Raw genomic sequence first — 23,895 nt, forward strand, 5'->3', positions numbered from 1 at the left:
TCTCAGCGCTGCAGCCAGGCCAGCACGGCGAGCACGCGGCGGTGGTCGTTGCCCGAATCGTCGAGCCCGAACTTCTGGAAGATCGACGTGACGTTCTTCTCCACGGCGCCCGTCCCGATGAACAGGGCCGCCGAGATGGCCGCGTTGGTGCGCCCCTCGCCCATGAGCGCCAGAACCTCGCGCTCGCGCGGCGTCAGCCTGGCGATCGGGTCGGTGCGCCGGCCGATGAGCTGAGCGACGACCTCCGGGTCGAGCACGGTGCCGCCGGCCGCGATGCGCGTGATCGCGTCGTCGAGCTCGGCGAGGGAGGCGACGCGGTCTTTCAACAGGTAGCCGACCCCTCCCGAGCCCGAGGCGAGCAGCTCCTGCGCGTAGGCCACCTCGACGTACTGCGAGAGCAGCAGGATGCCGAGCCCCGGGCGGCGGCGGCGGGCCTCGATCGCCGCACGCACCCCCTCGTCGCGGAACGTCGGCGGCATGCGCACGTCGAGCACGGCGAGGTCGGGGGCGGTCTGCGCCAGGTGGGCGAGCAGCTGGTCGGCGTCTCCGTAGGACCCGACGATATCGACCCCGGCCTCGCCGAGAACCCGCACGAGCCCCTCGCGCAACAGCACGGAATCGTCGGCGACGACGACTCTCAGGGGTGCGGCACGAGGGTGTTCGACTCGGGCTGGTGCGACACGAGCGGGTTCGAGGGGTGCAACGGGTTCGCTCATACCCCCAGCGTAGGCGGCGTGACCGTCGAGGCCGGGTAGCTCGAGGCGAGCGGCAGGTGCGCCGTGAGCACGGTCGGTCCGCCGACCGGGCTGTCGAGTTCGAGCGTGCCGCCGAGACCGCGCAGGCGTTCGTCGAGGCCCGCGAGACCGTGCCCGGCGACCTCGGCCGCTCCCCCGCGACCGTCGTCGGTGACGGAGACGTCGAGCCACGTGTCATCCGTCTCGAGTACGCGGCGCACCGCCACGCTCACCTCGACCGCGGAGGCGGCGGCGTGCTTTGCCGCGTTGGCGAGCGCCTCGCTCGCCACGAAGTAGGCGTTACGCTCGATCTCCTGCGGCAGGTCGAACCCCTCGGGCAGCCCGCTCGTCACCCGCACCGGCACGTCGCTGCGCACCGCGGCCGACTCGAGGGCGGCGATCAGACCGCGGTCGAGCAGGATCGGCGGCGCGAACCCGCGCGACAGGGCGCGCAGCTCCTCGAGGGCGTCCTTCGACTGGGCCATGGCCTCGGCGATGAGCTGCCTGGCCCTGACCGGATCGGTGTCGAGCTGGCGGTCGGCCGCGGCGAGATCCATCTGCAGGCGCACGAGACGCTGCTGCGGGCCGTCGTGGATGTCGCGTTCGAGCCGGCGCAGCGAGTGCCCCTCGGCCGAGATGGCGGCGCCGCGGCTCGCCTCGAGGTTGCCGACCCGCGCACGCAGCGCCTCGGAGGGGAACGCGCCGAGCGTCACCCGGGCGATCACGTCGTGCAGCAGCACGAGTCCCCGCGTGACGAAGGGCAGGGCGGCGAGCATGACCACGCCGATCACGAAGACGACGGCGGCCTCCAGCACGTCGCGGCCGACACCCTCGGGAAGACCCTCGAACAACCGGCTGGTGACGTACCACTCGCCGCCGCGGTCGGGCAGCGCGAGCTGCCAGAACCAGAAGGTCACCGCCGAGAACGTCACGGAGACCCAGATCACCGTGACGATCCAGGTGGCGAGCGACACGGCGAAGTTCACGACCATGGTGTGCAGCAGGTAGAGCCAGTAGTGGGCGCCACCGAGCACGGAGCCGAGCCACTTCCAGAACCCGCCGCCCCTGACCGCCTCGGTCCACAGCGGTCGCGTGATGGCGGGTCGCCCGGCCCAGCCCAGCCGGATGAGCTCGAGCTCGCCGAAGAACCGCGACACGTACAGGGCGCCGACCAGTACGGCGAAGCCGACGAGGAAGACGGGGATCGTTCCGATTCCCGCGAAGAACAGCGTGATCACCGTGGAGAAGCCGATCACCGCGACCGGCAGCGTGAGCGCGAGGAAGCCCAGCTCTCTCGGCACGGTTCGCCAGAGCGACAGGTAGGTGGTGCGGGCGGTCGCCGCGCGGTCAGTGCTGGTCATGGTTTACTCCTGATTCGATCATGGTTCCAGCAAAGCCGCACCGCCGCGAGGTCACCATGACGCTCCCAACCGCATCGGTGCGGGGGTTAGCCCCACCTAAGCAAGCCTCACCTCATTGAGCATTGCCTTCGCTTGCTTGCGGAATACACGGGGCTGAGTACCGTTGAAACATACCTAGGCGCCGTTCGTGCGTGTCAGAGAAGGAGTCACACCATGACCGAAGTACAGGCCGTTCCCCAGAGTTCCATCGACGCCGACATCGTCTCGGGTGTCGCCCAGTTCCTCGGCCCGGTAGTGGTCGACCTCACCGCCCTCGCCGTCGACGGCAAGCAGGCGCACTGGCACGTTCGCGGCGCGAACTTCCAGGCCGTACACGAGCTGCTCGACGAGGTCGTGGAGCACGCGCAGCGTTACGCCGACACCGCCGCCGAGCGTGTCGTCGCCCTCGGACTCCCCCTCGACGTGCGCATCCAGACCGTGGGCGCCAAGGCGACGAACCCGCCGCTTTCGGCCGGATTCCAGCAGTCGGATGTCACGATCGCCCAGATCATCGCGTCGATCGACGCCACCCTGGCCACCGTTCGCACCGCGGTCGCCGAGCTCGCGGAGCTCGACGCCGTCAGCCAGGACGTCGCCATCGAGATCGCCCGCGGCCTCGAGAAGGACCGCTGGTTCCTCTTCGCGCACCTCGCCAGCAAGTAGCACGCGCTAGCCGTCGACAGCCGGTTGAGTAGGCCGCCTGAGGCCGTATCGAAACCTCTCCGCGGTTTCGATACCGTCGCCGAGCGACGTATTCAACCGGCTGTTTTCGCGTAGACCGCCAGGTCGACCCGCCGGCCCGGCATCCGCTGCGCCGACCGCTGGACGCCCTCGAACGCGAATCCGAGCCGCTCGAGCAGTGCACGGCTGCGCTGGTTCCCGACGGCCGTGCGCGCCTGCACCCGGAACGTGTCGCCGCGCGCGAACACGTGCTCGACGAGCGCCGCGACGCTTGCGAACGCGATCCCCGCGCCCTCGGCCGCTGCCCCGACCCAGTAACCGACATCGGCGGTACCCTCGGTCGCATCCAATCTCGCGGAGCAGCTGCCGACGGGCCTGCCGTCGAGCACGATCACGAACGGCAACTGCGTGCGCGACACGAACGCCTGCGCCTGCCACGCGAGGAAGGTACGCGTGGTCGCGAGTGTGTGCGGCTCGCTCGCCCACGGCTCCCAGGCGGCGAGACGCGGAAGGTTGTCCTCGAGCAGCGCGAAGTACGCCTCCGCGAGATCCGGATGCTGCAGCTCGAGCGACAGCCCGGGCCGCACCTCGAGCGGGTAGTCGTCGGCGGCGGCCACGGCTCAGAGCGCCCGGTGGGTGAAGCTCCCGCCGAGCAGCGTCGCCGACACCGTCACGCCGCGCAGGTCGTCGACCGCCAGCGGGTCGACGTCGGTGATCACGAGGTCGGCGGGCTGCCCGACCTCGACCGTCGTGCGGGTCGAAGCAGCGAGGGCCTGCGCGACCGAGATGCGCTGTTCCGGATGCCACGGCTCCCGTTCGCCGCGGCTGCGGGTCACTGCCGCCGCGGCCGTGTTCCACGGGTCGAGGGGCGAGACAGGTGCATCCGAGCCCATCGCGAGGGTGGCGCCGGCCTCGAGCAGCCCGCGCATCGCGAACGCCCGCCCGGTGCGGCCCGCCCAGTAGTGGTCGGCCACGTCGCGGTCGTCGAGGGCGTGGTCGGGTTGCACGCTCGCCACCACGCCGAGCTGGCCGAAGCGCGCCAGGTCGCGCTCGGCGAGCAGCTGGGCGTGCTCGATGCGGCCGCCCATGCCGATCTCGGCGAAGGCGTCGAGCGCGAGGGAGTTGGCGTTGTCGCCGATCGCGTGCACCGTGGGCAGAAGACCCGCCTCAGCGCCGCGCCGCATGAGCGGCAACAGTTCTTCGGGCGGCAGGGTGAGCATCCCGCGCGGGTGCTCCGCGCCGGCCAGCCCCGGATACTCGTCGAAACAGTAGGCGGTGCGCGTGTTCAGCGAACCGTCGGTGATGAGCTTGAGCGGGCCGACGGTGAGCAGGTCGTTGATCTTCTGCCCGCTGCGCAGCCCCAGTTCGATGGCCCGCTCGAGGTGTTGGGCGTAGACGCCGAACTCGACGCGGAGCGATCGGTTGCCACCCTCGATGCGACGGCTCCAGGTGTCGAGGTTCCAGTCCATCTCCAGGTCGACGATCCCCACGACACCGCGGGCGGCGGCGGCCTTGGAGGCCGATTCGACCCAGCGGTCGAGAACCTCGTCGGCAACGATCCCGAGGTGCCGCGTGACCGCGAAGGCGGGATCTTCGACCAGGATGCCGGTGGGATGTCCGGCGTGCCCGAAGAGCGACAGCGCCGCCGAGTTGAGCCACACCGTGTGGATGTCCCCGCTCACGAGCACGACCGGCCGCGCACCCCCTGCGGCGTCGAGAACCGCGACCGTCGGGGTGTCGGGCCAGAGGGCGTCGCGGAACCCGTATCCGATGAACGGCCCGGGCTGCGGATCCGCATCCTCCAGTGCCCGCGCGACCATGGCCGCGGCTTCGCGGGCCGACGACGCGGTCGACACGTCGAGCCGTTGCTGCACGAGTGCCCACTGGCTGAAGTGCACGTGGTTGTCCCAGAGACCCGGCGAGACCCAGCGCCCCTCGAGGTCGAGCCCCAGCGTCTGCGCGGAGGCGGACCGTGCCGCGGCGGGGGTGATCGATGCGATCGTGCCGTTGATGGGGAGGATGTCGACGAGTCCGCCGTCGGTTCCCGAGATGCGGAGGTTACGCAGGAGCATCGCCACGCGCCCGCTTCATCTCCGACGCGAGAGCTGGCGACGAGAACGGGCCCTCGGTCTCCAGCGCCGCGACGATGCGGTCCACCACCTCCGGTGTCTTGTTCTGGCTGAGCTTGAGTCGGGCGTCGAACCGCGTGACGACGAGGCGGATGCCCACGGTCCCCTTGGCGATGCGTCGCGCCTGCTGCTCGTCGAGGTCGAGGCTCATCGGTTCGGGCAGCTGCTTCTCGAAATGGTCGACGAGGTCGTCGAGCACCTCGAAGTTCTCGGCATCGCCGAGGATTTCCGGCGTGCCGTACAGGTGCGCGGTCACGTGGTTCCAGGTCGGCACGAATTCGCCGTTGCCGTACCAGCTCGGCGACACGTAGCCGTGCGGTCCTTGGATGATCATAAGCAGCTCGTGCTCGCCGAGCTCGTGCAGCTTCTCGTCGGGCCGCCCGACGTGGCTCACGACGGAGATCACGCCGGGGCCGGTCTCCTCCAACACCACGGGGTAGTGCGAGGCGACGAGTCCCGTGGCGGTGTTCGACACGATGGTCGCCCAGGGATTCTCGCGGATGAGCCGCTTTACCTCGTCGGGATCGGTGAGCACATAGGTGGGCGTGTGGCGCATGGCATCAAGTCTGGTCTACCGGGCAGAAGTACAGCTTGCGGCCCGCCGCCATCTCCATGACGATCGGGGTCCCGCACACCCGGCACGGCTTGCCGGTGCGGTGATACACCCAGTGCCGGTCGTCGCGCCGGGCGAGAGCGTTGACGTACTGCTCGTCGGTGAGTCCGTTCATGGTGAGCATCTGGCCGGTGGACACCCCGACTCCGAGCAGGTAGGTCCAGTCTTTCCAGAGCTCCTCGAGGGTCTCACGCGGCACGAGCTTCGCGGGCTTGTGCGGGTCGAGCCGGGCGCGGAACAGCAGTTCGGCGCGGTAGACGTTGCCGATGCCGCTCACGACGTTCTGGTCCATGAGCACCAGACCGATGGGCGTCGCCTTCTTGATAGCGGTGCTGACAAAGCGCTCGAGCCCCTCGGCCGGTTCGTCGACGAGCGGGTCGGGGCCGAGCTTCGCGATCACGGCCTGCACCTCTTCGGGCTGCAGCACCTCGCACGCCGTGGGGCCGCGCAGGTCGGCCACGGTGTCGCTCGCGAGCAGCCGCACCCGCACCGCGCCGATCGGCTCGGGCGGGAATGTGTCGAGCGCCTCACCGAGTCGTTCCTGTTCGGCCATGCGCAGCCGGCGGGGCGCACCGATGCTGGAGAGCGACGGCTCGGCGTCGTCGACGATCACCGTGCCGCGCTGGTTGGTCTGCCCCATGCGCCCGCCCGCCGAGGCGGTGGTCGCGTCTGCCGTGATGTTGCCGGCGAAGTCCCACGCGCCGTACATTCCGAGATGCACGCGCAGCCAGAGGCGGTGGTCGAACTCGAGGAACATCTGCTTGCCCACGGCCTTGGCGTCGGTCATCTCGAGACCGTCGATTTCGGATGCGCCCCCCGCAAAGCGTCCCTGCGGCGACGACGCGGCGATCGTCTTGCCCACGAAGTGCAGGGCGAACTGGCGGGTGATGCGGTGGACCGAATGTCCCTCGGGCACGAGGCTCCTCTGATCGAAAACAGGTCGGATCGAAACGGGCGGTGCTAGTCGATCTGGTGGCCCGCGATCGACCCGGTGGTCTCGTACTCGGCGAGCTGGGCGATGCGGCGGGCGTGACGCTCCTCGCCGGTGAACGGAGTGGCGATGAACGTGTCGATGAACAGTTTCGCTTCGTCGACGGTGTGCTGGCGCGCGCCGATCGAGATCACGTTGGCGTCGTTGTGCTGGCGGGCGAGCTCGGCGGTCGACACGTTCCAGACGAGGGCGGCGCGCACGCCACGCACCTTGTTCGCGGCGATCTGCTCGCCGTTGCCCGAACCCCCGAAAACGACACCGAGGGCGGCGATGCCCTGCGCCTGATCTTCGACGACGGCCTGGGCCGCGTTGATGCAGAAGCTCGGGTAGTCGTCGAGTGGCTCGTAGCTGGTCGGACCGTGATCGACCACGTCGTGGCCGGCGGCCGCGAGGTGGTTCTGGAGGTCTTCGCTGAATTCGAGTCCGGCGTGGTCGGTCGCGATGTGGATGCGCATGGTTCTATTCTGCCTGTGCCGCCGCCGTGCCGATTACGGCCGCCAGTGGCCGGTCTTGCCCAGCAGCTGGGTCTCGCGGTCGGCGTCGTCGGACACCGGTACCTCGGGCCCGAAGATGCCCATTTCGCGCCACGCGTCGACCTGCGGCAGCACGATCTCCCAGAGCAGGTCGACGAGCTCGGGCTGCAGCGACCAGTCGAGACCGATGAGCTTGGCGATCGACCATGCCTGGAACGCGCGATAGCTTGCCGCGTGCTCGAAGTACACCGACACCGGGAAGTCGCCATAGCTGAGGTGCACGATGTCGTCGGCCGAGAGCGGACGGTTCACGGCGACCGTCGCGGCGTCGTTGAGCAGGTCGTAGCTCTCGAGTTCGTCGCCGCCGAGCAGGTCTCCCCCGTACTTGTCGCCGACCTCGTCGATCGTGCGGCCGGCGAGCACGTCGGGCACCCATGCCTCGTCATAGGCGTGTGCCGCCACGACATCGAGCAGGGTGGGATCGGGGGTGAGCGTCCACTCCGCGGGCGCGGGCAGTTCGAGCTGGTCGGGATGGATGCGGTCGATCACGTCGCGCAACGCCGCGTCAGAGAGGAGAAAGAGATCGCGCTGTTTCATTCTCGAAAGCTAGCAGCCACCACCGTCACCGCGGCAGGGTCAGGTGGCCATCCAGACTTTGCGCAAGGTCTGCGTCACCGTCCAGATGGTGCGCGCGCCCGCCGAAAGCGTCATGACCGAGCCGGGCACGAGATGCACGACCACCTCGTCGTCGAGGAACTCCACCGAGCCCGCTCCGGCGACCACCACGAAGAACTCGTCGTTCTCGACGTCGCTCATGGCTCCCGGCGTTATCTCCCAGACCCCGTACTCACGGCCGTCGAACTCGCCGAGCACGACGGTGCCGGTGGCGGGCTCACCGTCGAGCACGTCGTCGACCTGCACGGCGTCGAGTGGCACGTCGACCGCGAGGGCCACGACGGGGTCGAGCCCCTCGACCGCGGTCACGAGTCGAACCCCAGCCCCGCGGCATCCAGAGTCTTGAGCAAGAGGTTCCTCTTCCCCGCGTTGTGGTCGGCGCGGTCGAGCGCCCACCGGGTGGCCTGCACGCCCAGGAACGCGGCGGGTTCGGGCGGGAACGGCGGCGGCACGCTCTTCACCATCTGCAGTTCGGTGCGCTCTGTCTGGAGTCCGCCGAGGTGGTCGAGCATCACGTTCGCCGCGAATCGCGACGCGGCGACTCCGAGGCCGGTGAAACCGGCGGCGTACGAGACGCGTCCCTGCTTCGCACGGCCGAAGAAGGCCGAGAAGCGCGTCGACGTATCGATCACCCCACCCCAGCGGTGGCTGAACTTCACGCCCTCCAACTGCGGGAAGGTCGTGAAGAAGTGGCGGGCGAGCTTCTCGAAGCTCGCCGGCCGGTCGTCGTATTCGGGCCGGATGCGGCCGCCGAAGTGGTAGATCGCGTCGTACCCGCCCCAGAGAATGCGGTTGTCGGCGCTCAGCCGGTAGTAGTGGAACTGGGTGCCGAGGTCGGCCACACCCTGCCGCGAGCCCCAGCCGACCCGGGCGAGCTGGGCGTCGGTGAGCGGCTCGGTCATCAACACGTAGTCGTAGACGGGCACGGTGTGCAGTCGGTAGCGCCCGAGCAGAGAGGGGAAGGCGTTGGTGGCGAGGGCGACGCGTTTGGCGATCACCGACCCCTGTTTCGTCTCGACGACGATCGCGTCCCTGGTCGAGCCGCTGTCGAGTCCGCGCACCGCCGACCGCTCGAAGATCTCGACGCCCGCATCGGCGCAGGCCCTCGCGAGGGAGGCGACGAGCTTGCCCGGGTGCACGAGCGCCGTCGAACGCGTGCTCCACAGTCCGGCCAGATAGGTCGGTGAGTCGAGCTGCGCGTGCAGGGCGGACTGATCGAAGAAGATCTCGGTGTCGCCGTTGTGCGCGGCCCGCAGTTCATCGACCTGGTGCGGTTCGACGGCCACCGCGAGGGTCCCGGTGCGTTCGAAATCGCAGTCCCAGCCGGATGAGACGACGGTGGCTTCGATCTCGTCGAGGTTCTGCATGCCGAGCCGGGTGAGCTGGTCCATCTCCGCGGGATAGCGCCTCTCGCCGTTGGCCTCGCCGTGGGTGAGGCTCGCCTCGACGAAGCCGCCGTTGCGGCCGGACGCCGCCCAACCGACGGATCGTCCCTCGAGAACCGCCACCCTGGCATCCGGGTCCCGCTGTTTGGCGAGGAGGGCCGTCCAGAGTCCCGTGTACCCGCCGCCGACGACCACGAGGTCGACGTGGTGCGATCCGGTGAGCTGCGGCCACGACGGCACGTCGAGGCCGTCGAGCCAGAACGGCTGCAGGCTGCTTCCACCGAGCGAGCGGGCGACCACCGCGTCGTCGATGTGCGAGCGATCGAACACGGTCTCGGCCATGCCTCAACAGTAGGCCGCAACCCCCGATTTAACACTGGTCAATCGACGAATTCGGGCGCACACTTAGAGGCACGATCTCACTCTCTGTGGAGGCATAAGATGCCCAAAACGAACCAGATACCCGAGTTCCTGCCCGTGCTCTCCGTCGGCAGACATCGTTCGCCCAAGCGCGGCGCCTGCTTTATGGAGTACGCCTCGCACCTGGCCGGCGAGAGGTGGAGCGACCACCCGTCGTGCACGCACCCCGCGATCGCCGCGCTGGCACGCGCGGTCAACGACTGCACGAGCGACGACGCTCGGGGCAGGCTCGTTCCGTTGATCCCCTCGGTCATCGGCCTGCACGGGCCGGACGACCGGATTCGCCTCATCGTGGGCGTGCGCTCCTCGGCGGCCGCGCTGCCGATCGCGAGCGAATCCCGGCAGCGAGCCATCTCGGTGGGACTCGCGCACTGCGAAGCGCTGCTCGCGACGCAGACCGGCCCGATGGCCGAACACCTGCGCGGAGTCATCCGGTCTGCTTTCGATCAGGCTCCGTCGGCGGAGAAGTGGGCGCGCGCGTTCCTCTCCTCGGTGGGCACCTCGAAGACGCGGCTCGACTCGTGGACCGTCGACAAGATGGTGGCGCTCTCGATCATCGGTATGGCCGAGGCCTGCGTCGAGGATTCCGACGACCGGCTGTTCCGGCTGCTCTCGGCGACGATCGACGACTGCGCCCGCGATGCCGCGACCGGTCGCGTGGTCGCACCGACCCGGCGGGAGCGCGTCACCGTTTAGTACGCCGGTTAAGGCGGGTCCGAGCTATCAGTAGTCGACACCCGCGACACAGGCGCCTTCGCCCGCCCCGCCCGCGCCCGTGGCCTTGAAGACCGAGCCCGAGGCCGACGTGGTGTCGAAGCAGAAGTCCTCCGGCGAGGACACGTGCAGGGAGATGTCCGACCGGCCCGGTTGCAGGCCGAGTTCGTCGACGGTGACCGTCTGCGCATCCGGCGTGGAGATGAAGTAGGCCGTCGCCGTCACGGTCGCGTTCATCAACGCCGCCTTGGCCTCCGCATCGGCGGCCACGGTGTCGCGCGTCGTGAGCGCGGTCGCGACGTCGACCGAGGAGCAGCCGCCGAGCACACCGACTCCGAGCACGGCGATGACGAGAACCTGAGGAATGCGCATGCCGTCATGCTAGCGGGCCTCGGCGGCCGGACGATCCGCCACGACTAAGCTCGTTTCTCGGACACAAACCGAGCGGAACCAGAGAAAGGCCCACCCGTGCCAGGAGAGAACCTCACCCGAGTCGAAGCGCAGGAACGAAAGGCGCTGGTCGATGTTCAGAGCTACAACGTCACGCTCGACCTGACCACGGGAGACGAAGTCTTCCTCTCGACCACCGAGGTGACCTTCACGGCGCAAGCGGGGGCATCCACCTTCATCGACCACCTCTCGCGGCAGGTCCGCTCGGTCACGCTCAACGGAACCGCCCTCGACCCCGCCGTCGTCAACGACGGCGTGCGCATCCAGCTCGGCGGCCTCGCCGCCGAGAACTCCCTCGTCGTCGTCTCCGACGCCGAATACACGAACTCGGGCGAGGGCCTGCACCGCTTCGTCGACCCCGTCGACGGCGAGGTCTACCTCTACTCGCAGTTCGAGGTGCCGGACAGCCGTCGCGTGTTCGCCGTGTTCGAGCAGCCCGACCTCAAGGCCACGTTCCAGTTCACCGTGATCGCGCCGTCGGCGTGGGCCGTCGTGAGCAACTCCCCGACGCCCGTGGCCGACCCGGTCCCCGGGACCGACAAGGCGGTCTGGAGCTTCTCCCCCACCCCCGTGCTCTCGAGCTACGTCACCGCGCTCATCGCCGGACCCTACGACGTGATCACCTCGGAGCTCACGAGCCGCGACGGCCGCGTCATCCCGCTCGGCATCTACGCCCGCAAGTCGCTCTTCGAGTACCTCGACGCCGACTACATCTTCGAGAAGACGCGCCAGGGCTTCGCCTACTTCGAGGAGAAGTTCGACTTCGCCTACCCCTTCGAGAAGTACGACCAGCTCTTCGTGCCCGAGTTCAACGCCGGCGCGATGGAGAACGCGGGCGCCGTCACATTCACCGAGACCTACGTCTTCCGCTCGAAGGTGACCGACGCCGTCAAGGAACGCCGCGTCATCACGATCCTGCACGAGCTCGCCCACATGTGGTTCGGCGACCTCGTGACCATGAAGTGGTGGAACGACCTCTGGCTGAACGAGTCGTTCGCCGAGTGGGCGTCGACGATCGCCGCCGCGGAGGCCACCGAGTGGACCGAGGCATGGACGACGTTCCAGGCGATGGAGAAGAGCTGGGCCTACCGCCAGGACCAGCTGCCGTCGACCCACCCGGTCGTCGCGACGATCAACGACCTCGAGGACGTGCTGGTCAACTTCGACGGCATCACCTACGCCAAGGGCGGCTCGGTGCTCAAGCAGCTGGTGGCCTGGGTCGGCATCGACGCGTTCTTCGCCGGCGTCGCCGCGTACTTCAAGAAGAACGCCTACGGCAACACCGAGCTGACCGACCTGCTCAGCGAGCTCGAGGTCACGAGCGGCCGCGACCTCAGCGGCTGGAGCGCGCTCTGGCTCGAGACCGCAGGCGTGAACACCCTGCGTCCCGCCGTCGAGACCACGGCCCACGGCACGATCACGGAGTTCTCGGTGCTGCAGACCGCGCCGATCGACTACCCCACGATCCGCCCGCACCGCCTCGCGATCGGCTTCTACAACTTCGAGGGCAAGAAGCTCGTGCGCACCGAACGGTACGAGATCGACGTCAATGGAGAGCAGACGGATGTCGCGGCTCTCGTCGGCAAGAAGAAGCCCGACCTGCTGCTGATCAACGACGACGACCTCGCGTACGCCAAGGTGCGGCTCGACCCTGAGTCGCTCGAGGTGGCCATCGAACACCTCGCGGCCATCGAGAACCCGCTGGCCCGTGCGCTCGTGTGGGGTTCCGTCTGGGACTCGACCCGCGACGGCGAGACCCCTGCGCGCGACTACGTGCGACTCGTGCTGGGCAACATCGCGACCGAGACCGAGTCGACCACGATCCGCACGACCCTCGGTCAGCTGACGACCGCGGCGCGGCTGTACGTCGACCCGTCGACCCGCGCCGAGACCATCGAGCAGGTGGGCGACGAGCTCTGGACGCTCGCGAAGAAGGCCGAGGCCGGATCCGACGCCCAGTTCCAGTTCGTGAAGTTCTTCGCCAACATCGCGTCGACGCCGGCCCACGTGGAGACCCTGCGCGGCCTGCGCGACGGCTCGGTCACGCTCGACTCGCTCGAGATCGACACCGACCTCGGCTGGGAGATCCTCGAGGGACTCGCGGTCAACGGCGCGATCGGCGCCGCCGAGATCGACGCGGCGCTCGCGGCCGACAACACGTCGAACGGACAGCAGGCCGCGGCGCGCACCCGTGCCGCCCTGCCGTCGGCGGACGACAAGCTCGCGGCCTTCCGCTCGCTGGTCGCCACCGACGAGCTGCCCAACGCGATCGTGCGCCAGACCGCGGTCGGCTTCCAGCACGTGAACGATCCCGCCGCGCTGGAGCCGCTCGTCGACGACTACTTCGCGATGCTCTCCGACGTGTGGAAGAACCGCTCGCACTCGATCGCCGAGACGCTCGTCGTCGGCCTCTACCCGGCGCCGCTGGCCTCCAGCGCGCTGGTCGCCGCCACCCAGTCGTGGCTCGTGGCGAACCCGGAGACACCGGCCCTGCGCCGTCTGGTCACCGAGAACCTCGCCGGGGTCGAGCGCGCGCTGAACGTCCAGGCGCGCGACGCCCGCTAGCCGCACGCGGTCGAGGGCGCACCGTAGTACTCCGGTATTACGGTGCGCTCCCAATATCCCCCTCGCGCCCGATCCTGACGAATCCCCGACTCCGTAGTCTGGAACCATGATTCAGGCAGAAGGACTCACCAAGCGTTACGGGGCGAAGACCGCCGTCAACGACATCAGCTTCACCGTCAAGCCGGGCATCGTCACCGGCTTTCTCGGCCCGAACGGCGCCGGCAAGTCGACCACGATGCGCATGATCGTCGGACTCGACCGTCCGACCGAGGGCAGCGTGATCGTCAACGGCAAGCCGTACGCCGCGCACGCCGCTCCCCTGCGCGAGGTCGGCGCCCTGCTCGACGCGAAGGCCATCCACACCGGTCGGAGCGCCTACAACCACCTGCTCGCCATGGGCGCCACCCACGGCATCGGCAAGGCCCGCGTCAACGAGGTCATCGGCCTCACCGGCCTCGAGTCGGTCGCCGGCAAGCGCGTCGGCGGATTCTCGCTCGGCATGGGCCAGCGGCTCGGGATCGCGGCCGCCCTGCTCGGCGACCCCGCGACCCTCATCCTCGACGAACCCGTCAACGGACTCGACCCCGAGGGCGTCATGTGGGTGCGCCAGCTCGCGCGTCACCTCGCCGGCGAGGGTCGCACCATCTTCCTCTCCAGCCACCTCATGAGCGAGATGGCGCTCACCGCCGACCACCTCATCGTGCTCGGACGCGGAAAAATCATCGCGGATGCGCCCGTCGCCGACATCCTCGCCGGTTCCACGCGCACCTCGGTCAGGCTGCGCAGTCCGCGCGCCGACCAGTTGGCCGCGCTGCTGCAGGGTGCCGACGTCACGATCACCACGACCGAACAGAACGCCCTCACCGTCACGGGTCTCACCGCCCCGGTGATCGGCGATGCCGCCGCGCAGGCGGGAATCCCCCTGCACGAGCTCACCCCCGTCGGCGCGTCACTCGAGGAGGCCTACATGGAACTCACCCAGGACGACGTCGAATACCACGCGGGCACCCGCGCCACGAACACGGAAGAGGCAGCCCGATGACCGCCACCACCCTCGCCGCCCGCCCCGACTCGCGTCTCTCGGCGATCGGCATCATCCGCTCCGAGTGGATCAAGCTGCGCAGTCTGCGCTCCACCGTGTGGTCGTACGCGATCGTCGTGGTCGGCTCGCTCGCCGTCGCGGGGCTGCTCGCCTGGACCTTCAACTTCAGCGAGCAGGTGCCGCCCGCCGAGATGCACAACGACATCGTCGTGCAGACGGTCACCTTCGGCATTTACATCGCCCAGCTGGTGGTCGCCGTGCTCGGAGTCCTCGTCGTCAGCGGCGAGTACTCGACCGGCATGATCCGCTCCACTCTCACCGCCGTGCCGAAGCGCCTGCCGGCGCTCGCCGCGAAGGCTATCGTGCTGTTCGTGGCGACCTTCGTGGTCGGTCTGCTCAGCGTGTTCGGCGGGCTGCTCATCGCCCTCCCGATCCTCGCGGGGTACGGCATCCACGCCGACTTCGGCGACACCACCCTCCTCGGCAACCTCGTGCTCGCCGCGCTCTACCTGGCACTCGTCTCGGTGTTCGCGCTCGGCCTCGGTACGGTGCTGCGCAGCAGCGCCGGCGGAATCGCCGCGACCCTGGGGATCATCCTGCTGCTCCCGACCATCATCTCGGCGGTCATCGGGATCACGCAGGCCCAGTGGGCAATGGACATCTCGCCCTACATGTTCGCCACGGCCGGCACCGGCATCTTCAGCCCGGGCGGCGAGCTCAGCCAGGGCGAGAACCTGCTGGTCGTGCTCGCCTGGGTCGCCGTCAGCCTCATCGCCGGAGCGGTACTGCTGAAGCGTCGGGACGCGTAGAGTCCACGGAATGACAGCCAGGCCCTCCTCCCTCGATCGGAACGACGTTCCGGTCGAGGGAGACCTGCGTCTGCCGAAGCCGCCGGGTGTCATCCGGCAGTTCTGGTACCGCCACCCGCGCTGGACCGACGCGCTCATCGCCGCTAGCTACGGCGGGCCCGCGATCACGCTGCACATCGGCCCCACCTTCGGGCCCGAGTTCAGCGGCGGCGAGATCGTGCCGTTCGGCCTCGCGCTCGACATCTTCGGCACCCTGCTGCTGCTCTTCCGCCGCAATCGCCCGTGGACGGTGCTCGTGGTGTCCTGGGTCCTCGTGATCCTTTCGGCCGCCGCCTGGAGCGCCGTCGACACGGCCCTCCCGGCTTATGCGCTCTACGCTCTCGCCGTCTACGGTTCGGTGCGGGCGGTCTGGATCGGGTTCGCCGGTTCCGTCGTCGTCATCACGGTGGCCGGCACCTACGTAAGCGCCGTGGCGCCCGAAGAGTTCGGCTTGGTCGTCGCGAACCACCTCGCCGGGGCTGTCTTCCTCCTCATCGTCGTGCTCGTCGCCATCAACGTCGGAAACCGCCGACGCTACGTGGTCGCCCTGCTCGACCGCGCCGCCCAGCTGGCGCGGGAACGCGACCAGCAGGCCAGGCTCGCCGCGGCCGACGAGCGCGCCCGCATCGCACGCGAGATGCACGACATCGTCTCGCACGGCCTGACCGTAATGGTCACCCTCGCCGAGGGCTCCGCCGCCACCACGACGGCGAACCCCGAGCGGGCCGCCGACGCCATGCGCCAGGTCGCCGAGACCGGTCGCCAGGCGCTCACCGACATGCGCCGCATGCTCGGGCTGCTCGACGACGGGCTCCCCGGCGAGCTGGGCCCCCAGCCGGGCATCGCCGACCTGGGCGAGCTGGTCGCGCGCTTCCGGGCGGCCGGCCTCGTCGTGCGCTTCAGCTCGGAGGGCAGCCCGCCCACCGACCCCGCCGAGCAGCTCACCGTCTACCGGCTGGTGCAGGAGTCGCTCACCAACGTGCTGCGCCACTCCGCCATACCGGCCGTGGCCGACGTGATCGTGCGGTACGACCCGAGCGAGGTCACCGTGGCCGTGACCAACGACGGCCCCGTGGTCGAGACGCCGACCCCCGGCAGCGGCCGCGGCACCGTGGGCATGCGCGAACGCGTGGCGCTCTACGGCGGGACGGTCGAATCCGCGCCCCGACCGGGAGGCGGTTGGTCGGTCGTCGCCACCCTCAACCACGACTCCCCCTCCGCAGTCGACGAAGACTCCGCCATCGAAAAGGACACCAGAGAATGACGGATGCTGCAGCACACGCGACCACGGACATCCGCCTGCTCCTCGTGGACGACCAGGCCCTCGTGCGCATGGGATTCCGCATGCTCCTGGAGGCCGAACCGGGCATCCGGGTCGTGGGCGAGGCCGCGAACGGCACCGATGCCCTCCGCCTAGCGGAGGACCTGCGCCCCGACGTGGTGCTGATGGACGTGCGCATGCCCGGCCTCGACGGTATCGCGACCACCCGGGCGCTGTTGGAACGTTCTCCGCAGTCGCGGGTGATCATCCTCACCACGTTCGACCTCGACGAGTACGCGTTCGGCGGCCTGCGGTCGGGGGCGAGCGGCTTCCTGGTGAAGGACACCCGGCCGGAAGAGCTGCTCGCCGCGGTGCGCGCCGTCGCGGGCGGCGAGGCCGCGATCTCGGGGCGGGTGACGAGGCGCATGCTCGAACTGTTCGGCGACCGGCTGCCCGCGACCGACCCACCCGTGCACGACGCGCTCGCCGCCCTCACCCCGCGCGAGCGCGAGATCCTGACCGCGATCGGCGAGGGACTCTCGAATGGCGAGATCGCGGAACGATTCTTCGTCGCCGAGTCGACGGTGAAGACGCACGTCGGCCGGGTGTTGCAGAAGCTCGACCTGCGTGACCGCGTGCAGGCCGTGATCTTCGTCTACGAGCGCGGGCTCGTCGGCTGAGCACCCCGGGCCCTGTCAGGGGGCAAAGAATAGACTGGGAGCAATATGGTTCTGACTGAAACTCCTCCCGATACCGCGCCGGCGCCCGGCATCGACTGGGCCGGCACCTGGGCGAACATCTCCGCCTTCTACGCCGCGACCCCGCCCCTGCAGGTCGTCGTGATCATCCTCGTGGCCATCGCGGTGCGCCTCGTGCTGCAGCTCGTCATCAACCGGCTCGTCGACCGCGTCGTACACGGGGTAAAGAAGAAGCAGAACGTCGAAGACACTCAGGCGCTGTTCGCCTCACCGCTCGCCGCCGTGCGCGTCGTGCAGCGCACCCGCACCCTCGGCAGCGTGCTCAACAACGTGGTCACGGCCGTGGTCGTCACCCTCGCGCTGCTCCTCAGCATCGTGGCGCTGTTCCCCGACATCATCGGGGCCTTCTCGCTCATCACCGCGGCTCTCGGTGCCGGTCTCGGTTTCGGCGCCCAGAACATCGTGAAAGACGTGCTGAGCGGCCTGTTCATGGTCGCCGAAGACCAGGTCGGAGTGGGCGACGTCGTCGACCTGGGGCCCGCCACCGGCGTGGTCGAAGACGTCGGCATCCGCATCACCAAGGTGCGCGACGTGAATGGCACACTCTGGTTCGTGCGCAACGGCGAGATTCTGCGCGTCGGCAACATGTCGCAGGGCTGGTCGCGCGTCATCATCGACCTCGCGGTTCCCTACGACGCCGACGTCGAGGCCGTGCAGGAGCGCATGCTCGAGACCGGCGTGGCCCTCGCGACCGACCCGAAGTGGCGCAGCCGCATGCTGGAGCGGCCCGAGATCTGGGGCATCGAGTCGATCTCGGCCGAGGCCATCGTCGTGCGCATTGTGGTCAAGACGCGATCGGCGGCGAAAGACGACGTGGCCCGCGAGCTGCGCAGCCGGCTCAAGCGGGCGCTCGACGAGATGGACGTCAGAATGCCCGCGCTCAACTCGATCACCCTCAGCGGGTTCGAGGGGGCGACGAGCGTCAAGGGCGCCCGCCCGCCGAAGACCAAGCCGGTCACCGTGCAGCCGACCGCGGTCAAGGCGCCGCGGGCGAAGCGCGTCACGGCCGCTCCCCCCGCCGATCCGCGAGGCTACAGCCCCGACGAGCCGGCCAAGCCGCAAGGCACGAAAGGCGCGAAGGAATGAGCGAACCGAACCCCGTGACCCTCCGGCTCAGCCAGAGCGGTGAGAGCGTGCAGGGCAACTTCTGGGAGCAGGTCGGCGGGCGCCCCACGTTCGAACGACTCGTGCGCCGGTTCTACGAGGGCGTAGCCACCGACCCCGTGCTGCTCCCGATGTATCCCGAGGCCGACCTCGAGGGTGCCATCCAGCGCCTCACCGGATTTCTCGAGCAGTACTGGGGCGGCCCCGGCACCTACTCCGAAGAGCGCGGTCACCCACGGTTGCGCCAGCGGCACATGCCGTTCAAGGTCAACCCCGACGCACGCGACCGCTGGCTGCAGCACATGCGCGCCGCGGTCGACTCGCTCGGGCTCTCGCCGCTGCACGACGCCACTCTCTGGGCCTACCTCGAGCGCGCGGCCCACGCGATGGTGAACACGTTCGAGGAGTGACCTCCGCTGCCTGTCGAGGAGGTCGCGCGGCGGCCGTATCGGACTCCGACGGCGGGTCTCGATACGGCCGCGGGCGGCCTACGCCCCGGCCAGGCCCTCGGCGAGCGGCGTCGTCGGGCGGCCGATGAGGCGCGCGAGGTCCCCGGTCGTCACGCCGAGCAGACCGTCACGGATGTTGCCGTCGAGCGCGACGACGAAACCGACGGTGCCCTCGTCGAGTCCGAACGAGGCGAGCAGCGTCGCGTGGTCCTCGGGGGTGAGGCGCGTGTACACGACCTCGCGGCCGACGATGTCGGAGATAGCGGCGGCGAGCTCGTCGAAGCTCCAGGCGACGTCGCCCGAGAGCTCGTAGACCTCGCCCTCGTGGCCCTCGTCGACGAGCACGACGGCGGCGGCCTCCGCGTAGTCCTTGCGGCTCGCGCTCGCGACGCGGCCGTCGCCGACGCTCGCGACGATCGCGCCGTTCTCGCGGCCCTTCTCCACCTCGCCGGCATAGTTCTCGGTGTACCAGCCGTTACGCAGGATGGTGAAGGGGACGCCGGATGCGACGAGCGCCTCCTCGGTCGACTTGTGCTCGGGTGCGAGCACCAACGCCGACGTCGTGGCGGCCGGCGCGCTCGTGTAGACGATGCGCGCGACGCCGGCCTCTTTCGCCGCGGCGATCACGGTGGCGTGCTGGCTGGCGCGCTGCCCGACCTCGCTCCCCGAGACGAGTAGCAGCGTGTCACCCGGCCTGACCACGGCCGCGACCGTCTCGGGCTTGGTGTAGTCGAGCTCGGCGACGGTGACGCCGCGTGCGGCGAAGTCGGCGAGCTTACCGACCGAGCGCCCGGTAGCGACGATGTCGGTGGCCGCGGTACCGCGGGCGAGGAGGGATTCGACGACGAGGCGTCCGAGCTGGCCGGTTGCACCGGTGATGACGAGAGACATGGTGTCCTTTCGGGTTGGTACCTACGAGAACCGGGGCTCGCCACGATACATTCCTCGGCGAGTGTACCCACTTTCAGGTAAGTTACCCACATGGACGTAAGTATGATGCACAACCTCACCGGCTTCGGCTTCACGGCCGGAGTGCTGCCCGCCAACTGCCCATCCCGAACCGTGCTCGACCACGTCACGAGCAAGTGGGGCGTCCTCGTGCTGATCGCCCTCTCACAGCAGTCGCTGCGCTGGGGCGAACTACGCCGCACCATCGAGGGCATCAGCGAGAAGATGCTCGCCTCGACCCTGCGCACCCTCGAGGCCGACGGGCTCGTGCTGCGGGAGGCACAACCGACGATCCCGCCGCGCGTCGACTACAGCCTCACCCCGCTCGGCCGCGAACTGGCCGACCGTCTGCTGCCGCTGATGGGCTGGATCGCCGACAACGCCGACGAGATCGTCGCCGGCCCGCAGCGGGCACAATAGGACGATGACCGCCACCGCCCTCCCCCGCATCGTCGTTGTCGCCACGGGAGGCACGATTGCCGGTTCCGCGGCATCGACGACCGACACCACGGGGTACCGGGCCGGCACGAGCGGGGTCGACGCCCTGATCGACGCGGTCCCAGAGGCGCGCTCGCTCGCCGACCTCAGGGGCGAACAGTTCGCCAGCATCGATTCGTCGGATGTCACGGACGAGGTACTCCTCGCGCTGGCCCGCCGCGTCGACGCGCTGCTCGCATCGCCCGAGGTCGACGGCGTCGTGGTCACCCACGGCACCGACACGCTCGAGGAGTCCGCCTACTTCCTGCACCTCGTGCTCGACTCCGCCAAACCCGTGGTGTTCACGGGCGCGATGCGGCCGGCCAGCGCACTCAGCGCAGACGGGCCGCTGAATTTCTACGCGGCGGTCGCCGCGGCATCCGCCCCCGCCAGCATCGGCCAGGGCGTCCTCGTCGTGCTCAACGACGAGATCCACTCCGCGCGCGACGTGTCCAAGTCGACGAGCCTGCGCGTCGACTCGTTCGCGTCCGCCTACGGTCCGCTCGGGGTGGTCGTCGGCGGCCGCGTGCTCTACTACCGCGCGGTCGTCCGCCCGCACACGACCGCGACCGAGTTCCGCCTTGGCGCCGTCGACGCCCTGCCCAAGGCCGCGGTCGTCTACGCCCACTCCGGTCTCGACGACTCGGTGGGCGAGTTGCTGGCCGCGGCACGCTACGCCGTGATCGTGCACGCCGGCTTCGGCAACGGAACCGTCTCCACCCGCATGATCGAGCCTCTCGAGTCCGCCCGCCTCGCCGGCAGCATCGTCGTGCGCGCCACCCGCACGGGCAGCGGCCACGTCACGGCCGTCGGCGCGAGCCGCGCCGAGGTGAACGGCTGGATCTCGGTCGACGACCAGAACCCTCAGCGCGCCCGCATCCTCGCCTGCCTCGCCCTGACCGTCACGCGCGACCACGACGAGATCCAGCGCATCTTCGACACCTACTAGTCTCTCCAGAAACAGCCAGCGTCAGACAAAGGAGTCTTATGCCGCAGCAGCAATCCGACGCGATCGTGATCGGCGCGGGCCTCGCCGGCCTGGTCGCCACGGCCGAACTCGTGGCGGCGGGAAAGACCGTCACGGTGCTCGAGCAGGAGCCGGAGTCGAACTTCGGCGGCCAGGCCTGGTGGTCGTTCGGCGGGCTGTTCCTCATCGATTCGCCCGAACAGCGACGCATGGGGATCCGCGACTCGCTCGAGCTCGCCCGGCAGGACTGGCTGGGCTCCGCCGGCTTCGACCGCGAGAACGACCGCTGGCCGAGGCGCTGGGCCGAGGCCTACCTGCAGTTTGCCGCGGGCGAGAAGCGCGCCTGGCTGCGGGAGCGCGGCGTGAGCTTCTTCCCTGTCGTCGGCTGGGCCGAACGGGGCGGCTACACGGCGAACGGGCACGGCAACTCCGTGCCCCGCTTCCACATCACCTGGGGCACGGGGCCGGGCGTCGTCGAACCGTTCGCGCGGGCGGTGCGGGAGGGCGTCGACCGCGGGCTCGTGACGCTGCGGTTCCGCCACCGGGTCGACGGTCTCGTGGTGACCGACGGCGCGGTGGTCGGGGCGCGCGGCGCGTTGCTCGCACCCGACCCCGCCGCCCGCGGCGTGGCGAGCAACCGGGACGTCGTCGGCGACTTCGAACTGCACGCGGGCGCGACGATCGTGACGAGCGGGGGCATCGGCGGCAACCACGAGCTCGTGCGCGAACTCTGGCCGGCCGACCTGGGCGCACCGCCGCAGCACATGCTGAGCGGGGTGCCCGCCCACGTCGACGGCCGCATGCTGACCATTGCCGACGAGGCCGGCGCGCACCTGGTCAACGGCGACCGCATGTGGCACTACGTCGAGGGCATCACGAACTACGACCCGGTGTGGGCGCGGCACGGGATACGCATCCTCCCCGGGCCGTCGAGCCTGTGGTTGGATGCCACGGGCAAACGCCTGCCGGTGCCGCTGTTTCCCGGCTTCGACTCGCTCGGAACGCTGCGGCACCTGCGCACCACGGGCTACGACCACTCCTGGTTCATCCTGACCCAGTCCATCATCGAGAAGGAGTTCGCGCTCTCGGGCAGCGAACAGAACCCCGACCTCACCGGCAAGAGCGTGCGGGAGCTCGCGAAACAGCGCCTGGGCAAGGGCGCCACCGGTCCCGTCGAGGCCTTCAAAGAAAAAGGGGTCGACTTCCACGTCGCCGACACGCTCGACGAGTTGCTCGCCATGATCGACGACGGGGTCATCGATCCCGCCCGGGTGAGACAGGAGGTCGAGTACCGCGACCGCCAGCTCGACAATCCGTTCTCGAAGGACGCGCAGGTCAACGACCTCCGGCAGGCGCGCAACTACCGCGGCGACAAGCTCATCCGCGTGGCTAAGCCACACAAGCTGCAGGACCCGAAGGCCGGGCCGCTCATCGCGGTGAAGCTGCACGTCGTCACGCGCAAGACGCTCGGCGGTATCGAGACGAATCTCGACGGGCAGGCCCTGCGGGGCGGCAGCGGCGACCCCGTTCCCGGACTGTTCGCGGCGGGCGAGGCGAGCGGCTTCGGGGGCGGCGGGATGCACGGGTACCGCTCGCTCGAGGGTACCTTCCTCGGCGGCTGCATCTTCAGCGGCCGAGAGGCGGGTCGGGCGGTCGCGCGCGGCTGAGCCGGGATTCGATAGGATTTGCGCACGACCCGAGGGAGCCTCATGACGGATGTCAACTCTTCACCGCCGCCCGCCGGCTGGTACCCCGACCCCGCGGGCAGTGACCGCACGCGCTGGTGGAACGGTTTCGGCTGGTCCGACACGTACGGCGAAACCGCGCCGGCGGCCGCACCCGTCGGGCACACGCCCCCTGCCGGCGACCTCGCCGCCTACGGCAGCTCGCCGTCACCCGCCTACGCGCCGGCCTATGGCAACGCCCCGGCCCACGCGAACGCCCCCGCCTACGGCGCCGAGGAACTCTCCGCGCCCGAGGGCACCTCGCCCTACACGCCCTTCATCTGGGCGCTGGCGGTGCTTCCCGTCGTCGGGCTGATCAGCAACATCTACACGCTCGTCAACTTCGACCAGATCCTGGCCGACTCCCTCGACCCGAACGCGCCCCTCGTCGCTCCCGTCGACATCGTGCAGGGCGCTATCGGTTGGGTGATGATCGGCCTCAGCGTGCTGTTGGGTGTGCTCGACTGGCGTGCGCTCAAAAACGCCGGGGTCCCCCGCCCGTTCCACTGGGCGTGGATCTTCTTCTCGGTGATCGGCGTGCCCGTCTACATGGTCGGTCGCTCGATCGTCGTGCGCCGTCGGGTCGGCTCCGGACTGGCTCCGATGGTGGTGAACCTCGCGCTCATCGTGGTCAACTTCGCGCTCGGCATCGTTGCCGCCGTGGTCGCGGTCGGCGCCGTGTTGGACTCCGGCATGGTGCCCTGACCCGAGGGGTGAATAGGCTGGCGACATGACCGACACAGGAATCGACCCGTCAGTGGCACCGAGCGGCTCCGGCTGCGTGGAGTGCGAGGCCGACGGCGGATGGTGGCTGCATCTGCGCCGGTGCGCGGCGTGCGGGCACATCGGCTGCTGCGACGACTCGCTAGGGAAGCACGGCACGGCGCACTGGCGCGAGACCGGACACCCGGTCATCCGCAGCTTCGAGCCCGGCGAGAGCTGGTTCTACGACTTCGACAGCCTCGAGACGTTCGAGGGGCCGCAACTCGCCGCGCCCGAGCACTACCCGCTCACCCAGTCGGCGCCAGGTCCGGCCGACCGGCTACCGGCCGACTGGCAGAGCCTGCTGCGCTGACGACCGTGGTCG

The 23,895-nt window shown here is 69.5% G+C and carries 26 protein-coding genes; 14 read left to right on the forward strand and 12 right to left on the reverse strand.

Annotated elements, in window-relative coordinates:
• Positions 1–2 precede the first annotated feature (2 nt).
• Both IEV96_RS06145 and IEV96_RS06150 read right to left on the reverse strand, forming a co-directional pair.
• Positions 3–716, reverse strand: a complete 714-nt coding sequence (locus IEV96_RS06145) for a response regulator transcription factor (protein ID WP_188509768.1) — start codon at positions 714–716, stop codon at positions 3–5.
• Positions 713–2,095, reverse strand: coding sequence for a sensor histidine kinase (locus IEV96_RS06150; protein WP_188509769.1), 1,383 nt, complete (start codon positions 2,093–2,095; stop codon positions 713–715). The genes IEV96_RS06145 and IEV96_RS06150 overlap by 4 nt, the downstream gene beginning before the upstream one ends.
• A gap of 213 nt (positions 2,096–2,308) precedes the next feature.
• On the opposite strand from IEV96_RS06150, the gene IEV96_RS06155 reads away from it, so the two are divergent.
• Complete coding sequence (locus IEV96_RS06155; protein WP_188509770.1) at positions 2,309–2,797, forward strand: Dps family protein; 489 nt, start codon at positions 2,309–2,311, stop codon at positions 2,795–2,797.
• A 92-nt stretch (positions 2,798–2,889) separates the two neighbouring features.
• Here IEV96_RS06155 and IEV96_RS06160 read toward each other — a convergent pair whose 3' ends face one another.
• From IEV96_RS06160 to IEV96_RS06195, 8 genes are read right to left on the reverse strand one after another with little or no spacing between them, the layout of a single operon-like run.
• A complete protein-coding gene (locus IEV96_RS06160; RefSeq protein WP_188509771.1) occupies positions 2,890–3,432 on the reverse strand; it encodes a GNAT family N-acetyltransferase in 543 nt (180 codons plus the stop codon).
• A gap of 3 nt (positions 3,433–3,435) precedes the next feature.
• Positions 3,436–4,887, reverse strand: coding sequence for an amidohydrolase (locus IEV96_RS06165; protein ID WP_188509772.1), 1,452 nt, complete (start codon positions 4,885–4,887; stop codon positions 3,436–3,438).
• The gene (locus tag IEV96_RS06170) at positions 4,874–5,500 is read right to left on the reverse strand and encodes an FMN-binding negative transcriptional regulator (RefSeq protein ID WP_188509773.1); all 627 of its coding nucleotides are present in this window, start codon (positions 5,498–5,500) and stop codon (positions 4,874–4,876) included. The genes IEV96_RS06165 and IEV96_RS06170 overlap by 14 nt, the downstream gene beginning before the upstream one ends.
• 4 nt (positions 5,501–5,504) lie before the next feature.
• Positions 5,505–6,473 carry an Fpg/Nei family DNA glycosylase gene (locus tag IEV96_RS06175; RefSeq protein ID WP_188509774.1) on the reverse strand — a complete coding sequence of 323 codons (969 nt, stop codon included), beginning with the start codon at positions 6,471–6,473 and terminating at the stop codon, positions 5,505–5,507.
• Between the two features lie 44 nt (positions 6,474–6,517).
• Entirely contained in the window at positions 6,518–7,003 is a 486-nt protein-coding gene (locus IEV96_RS06180; protein ID WP_188509775.1) for a ribose-5-phosphate isomerase, read from the reverse strand.
• 33 nt (positions 7,004–7,036) lie between these two features.
• Positions 7,037–7,618, reverse strand: coding sequence for a DinB family protein (locus IEV96_RS06185; RefSeq protein WP_188509776.1), 582 nt, complete (start codon positions 7,616–7,618; stop codon positions 7,037–7,039).
• A 39-nt stretch (positions 7,619–7,657) separates the two neighbouring features.
• Positions 7,658–8,005 (reverse strand): cupin domain-containing protein, encoded by a 348-nt coding sequence (locus IEV96_RS06190; RefSeq protein WP_229733097.1) that lies wholly within the window; start codon positions 8,003–8,005, stop codon positions 7,658–7,660.
• Complete coding sequence (locus IEV96_RS06195; RefSeq protein WP_188509777.1) at positions 8,002–9,423, reverse strand: NAD(P)/FAD-dependent oxidoreductase; 1,422 nt, start codon at positions 9,421–9,423, stop codon at positions 8,002–8,004. The genes IEV96_RS06190 and IEV96_RS06195 overlap by 4 nt, the downstream gene beginning before the upstream one ends.
• A 99-nt stretch (positions 9,424–9,522) precedes the next feature.
• Between IEV96_RS06195 and IEV96_RS06200 the strand changes: the two genes are divergently transcribed.
• A complete protein-coding gene (locus tag IEV96_RS06200) occupies positions 9,523–10,197 on the forward strand; it encodes a hypothetical protein (protein ID WP_188509778.1) in 675 nt (224 codons plus the stop codon).
• A gap of 27 nt (positions 10,198–10,224) precedes the next feature.
• Here the strand turns inward: IEV96_RS06200 and IEV96_RS06205 are convergent, their stop codons facing one another.
• Positions 10,225–10,587 (reverse strand): hypothetical protein, encoded by a 363-nt coding sequence (locus IEV96_RS06205; protein ID WP_188509779.1) that lies wholly within the window; start codon positions 10,585–10,587, stop codon positions 10,225–10,227.
• 96 nt (positions 10,588–10,683) lie between these two features.
• On the opposite strand from IEV96_RS06205, the gene pepN reads away from it, so the two are divergent.
• From pepN to IEV96_RS06240, 7 genes are all read left to right on the forward strand, one after another.
• Positions 10,684–13,230, forward strand: a complete 2,547-nt coding sequence (gene pepN / locus IEV96_RS06210) for an aminopeptidase N (RefSeq protein WP_188509780.1) — start codon at positions 10,684–10,686, stop codon at positions 13,228–13,230.
• Between the two features lie 106 nt (positions 13,231–13,336).
• Entirely contained in the window at positions 13,337–14,272 is a 936-nt protein-coding gene (locus IEV96_RS06215) for an ABC transporter ATP-binding protein (protein WP_188509781.1), read from the forward strand.
• A complete protein-coding gene (locus IEV96_RS06220) occupies positions 14,269–15,081 on the forward strand; it encodes an ABC transporter permease (RefSeq protein WP_188509782.1) in 813 nt (270 codons plus the stop codon). Before IEV96_RS06215 ends, IEV96_RS06220 begins: the two co-directional genes overlap by 4 nt.
• Before the next feature lie 10 nt (positions 15,082–15,091).
• Positions 15,092–16,384: a sensor histidine kinase gene (locus IEV96_RS06225; RefSeq protein WP_188509783.1), complete on the forward strand. Its 1,293-nt coding sequence runs from the start codon at positions 15,092–15,094 to the stop codon at positions 16,382–16,384.
• Positions 16,381–17,061 (forward strand): response regulator, encoded by a 681-nt coding sequence (locus tag IEV96_RS06230; RefSeq protein ID WP_188509784.1) that lies wholly within the window; start codon positions 16,381–16,383, stop codon positions 17,059–17,061. Before IEV96_RS06225 ends, IEV96_RS06230 begins: the two co-directional genes overlap by 4 nt.
• A gap of 45 nt (positions 17,062–17,106) precedes the next feature.
• Positions 17,107–18,225, forward strand: a complete 1,119-nt coding sequence (locus IEV96_RS06235) for a mechanosensitive ion channel family protein (protein ID WP_188509785.1) — start codon at positions 17,107–17,109, stop codon at positions 18,223–18,225.
• On the forward strand, positions 18,222–18,653 hold the full coding sequence (locus IEV96_RS06240; protein ID WP_308419469.1) for a globin: 432 nt from the start codon (positions 18,222–18,224) through the stop codon (positions 18,651–18,653). Before IEV96_RS06235 ends, IEV96_RS06240 begins: the two co-directional genes overlap by 4 nt.
• A gap of 78 nt (positions 18,654–18,731) precedes the next feature.
• Here the strand turns inward: IEV96_RS06240 and IEV96_RS06245 are convergent, their stop codons facing one another.
• Positions 18,732–19,583: an SDR family oxidoreductase gene (locus IEV96_RS06245; RefSeq protein ID WP_188509786.1), complete on the reverse strand. Its 852-nt coding sequence runs from the start codon at positions 19,581–19,583 to the stop codon at positions 18,732–18,734.
• 90 nt (positions 19,584–19,673) lie between these two features.
• On the opposite strand from IEV96_RS06245, the gene IEV96_RS06250 reads away from it, so the two are divergent.
• From IEV96_RS06250 to IEV96_RS06270, 5 genes are read left to right on the forward strand one after another with little or no spacing between them, the layout of a single operon-like run.
• Positions 19,674–20,060: a winged helix-turn-helix transcriptional regulator gene (locus tag IEV96_RS06250; protein ID WP_188509787.1), complete on the forward strand. Its 387-nt coding sequence runs from the start codon at positions 19,674–19,676 to the stop codon at positions 20,058–20,060.
• A 4-nt stretch (positions 20,061–20,064) separates the two neighbouring features.
• Positions 20,065–21,066 carry an asparaginase gene (locus IEV96_RS06255; protein ID WP_188509788.1) on the forward strand — a complete coding sequence of 334 codons (1,002 nt, stop codon included), beginning with the start codon at positions 20,065–20,067 and terminating at the stop codon, positions 21,064–21,066.
• Between the two features lie 38 nt (positions 21,067–21,104).
• Positions 21,105–22,751 carry an FAD-binding dehydrogenase gene (locus tag IEV96_RS06260; protein WP_188509789.1) on the forward strand — a complete coding sequence of 549 codons (1,647 nt, stop codon included), beginning with the start codon at positions 21,105–21,107 and terminating at the stop codon, positions 22,749–22,751.
• A 42-nt stretch (positions 22,752–22,793) separates the two neighbouring features.
• On the forward strand, positions 22,794–23,513 hold the full coding sequence (locus tag IEV96_RS06265; protein ID WP_188509790.1) for a DUF2510 domain-containing protein: 720 nt from the start codon (positions 22,794–22,796) through the stop codon (positions 23,511–23,513).
• Positions 23,514–23,538: 25 nt separating this feature from the next.
• A complete protein-coding gene (locus IEV96_RS06270) occupies positions 23,539–23,883 on the forward strand; it encodes a UBP-type zinc finger domain-containing protein (protein ID WP_188509791.1) in 345 nt (114 codons plus the stop codon).
• Positions 23,884–23,895: the final 12 nt, after the last annotated feature.

The sequence above is a fragment of the Conyzicola nivalis genome (assembly GCF_014639655.1).
GTDB lineage: Bacteria > Actinomycetota > Actinomycetes > Actinomycetales > Microbacteriaceae > Conyzicola > Conyzicola nivalis.

Bases quoted from the DNA above. Each gene is read 5' to 3' on its own strand.
- IEV96_RS06270 (WP_188509791.1), top strand. From the start codon at position 23,539: ATGACCGACACAGGAATCGACCCGTCAGTGGCACCGAGCGGCTCCGGC.
- IEV96_RS06215 (WP_188509781.1), top strand. From the start codon at position 13,337: ATGATTCAGGCAGAAGGACTCACCAAGCGTTACGGGGCGAAGACCGCC.
- IEV96_RS06205 (WP_188509779.1), bottom strand. From the start codon at position 10,587: ATGCGCATTCCTCAGGTTCTCGTCATCGCCGTGCTCGGAGTCGGTGTG.
- IEV96_RS06195 (WP_188509777.1), bottom strand. From the start codon at position 9,423: ATGGCCGAGACCGTGTTCGATCGCTCGCACATCGACGACGCGGTGGTC.
- IEV96_RS06240 (WP_308419469.1), top strand. From the start codon at position 18,222: ATGAGCGAACCGAACCCCGTGACCCTCCGGCTCAGCCAGAGCGGTGAG.
- IEV96_RS06260 (WP_188509789.1), top strand. From the start codon at position 21,105: ATGCCGCAGCAGCAATCCGACGCGATCGTGATCGGCGCGGGCCTCGCC.
- IEV96_RS06235 (WP_188509785.1), top strand. From the start codon at position 17,107: ATGGTTCTGACTGAAACTCCTCCCGATACCGCGCCGGCGCCCGGCATC.
- IEV96_RS06185 (WP_188509776.1), bottom strand. From the start codon at position 7,618: ATGAAACAGCGCGATCTCTTTCTCCTCTCTGACGCGGCGTTGCGCGAC.
- IEV96_RS06245 (WP_188509786.1), bottom strand. From the start codon at position 19,583: ATGTCTCTCGTCATCACCGGTGCAACCGGCCAGCTCGGACGCCTCGTC.
- IEV96_RS06265 (WP_188509790.1), top strand. From the start codon at position 22,794: ATGACGGATGTCAACTCTTCACCGCCGCCCGCCGGCTGGTACCCCGAC.
- IEV96_RS06200 (WP_188509778.1), top strand. From the start codon at position 9,523: ATGCCCAAAACGAACCAGATACCCGAGTTCCTGCCCGTGCTCTCCGTC.
- IEV96_RS06220 (WP_188509782.1), top strand. From the start codon at position 14,269: ATGACCGCCACCACCCTCGCCGCCCGCCCCGACTCGCGTCTCTCGGCG.
- IEV96_RS06225 (WP_188509783.1), top strand. From the start codon at position 15,092: ATGACAGCCAGGCCCTCCTCCCTCGATCGGAACGACGTTCCGGTCGAG.
- IEV96_RS06170 (WP_188509773.1), bottom strand. From the start codon at position 5,500: ATGCGCCACACGCCCACCTATGTGCTCACCGATCCCGACGAGGTAAAG.
- IEV96_RS06150 (WP_188509769.1), bottom strand. From the start codon at position 2,095: ATGACCAGCACTGACCGCGCGGCGACCGCCCGCACCACCTACCTGTCG.
- IEV96_RS06230 (WP_188509784.1), top strand. From the start codon at position 16,381: ATGACGGATGCTGCAGCACACGCGACCACGGACATCCGCCTGCTCCTC.
- IEV96_RS06180 (WP_188509775.1), bottom strand. From the start codon at position 7,003: ATGCGCATCCACATCGCGACCGACCACGCCGGACTCGAATTCAGCGAA.
- IEV96_RS06165 (WP_188509772.1), bottom strand. From the start codon at position 4,887: ATGCTCCTGCGTAACCTCCGCATCTCGGGAACCGACGGCGGACTCGTC.
- IEV96_RS06145 (WP_188509768.1), bottom strand. From the start codon at position 716: ATGAGCGAACCCGTTGCACCCCTCGAACCCGCTCGTGTCGCACCAGCC.
- IEV96_RS06255 (WP_188509788.1), top strand. From the start codon at position 20,065: ATGACCGCCACCGCCCTCCCCCGCATCGTCGTTGTCGCCACGGGAGGC.
- IEV96_RS06250 (WP_188509787.1), top strand. From the start codon at position 19,674: ATGGACGTAAGTATGATGCACAACCTCACCGGCTTCGGCTTCACGGCC.
- IEV96_RS06155 (WP_188509770.1), top strand. From the start codon at position 2,309: ATGACCGAAGTACAGGCCGTTCCCCAGAGTTCCATCGACGCCGACATC.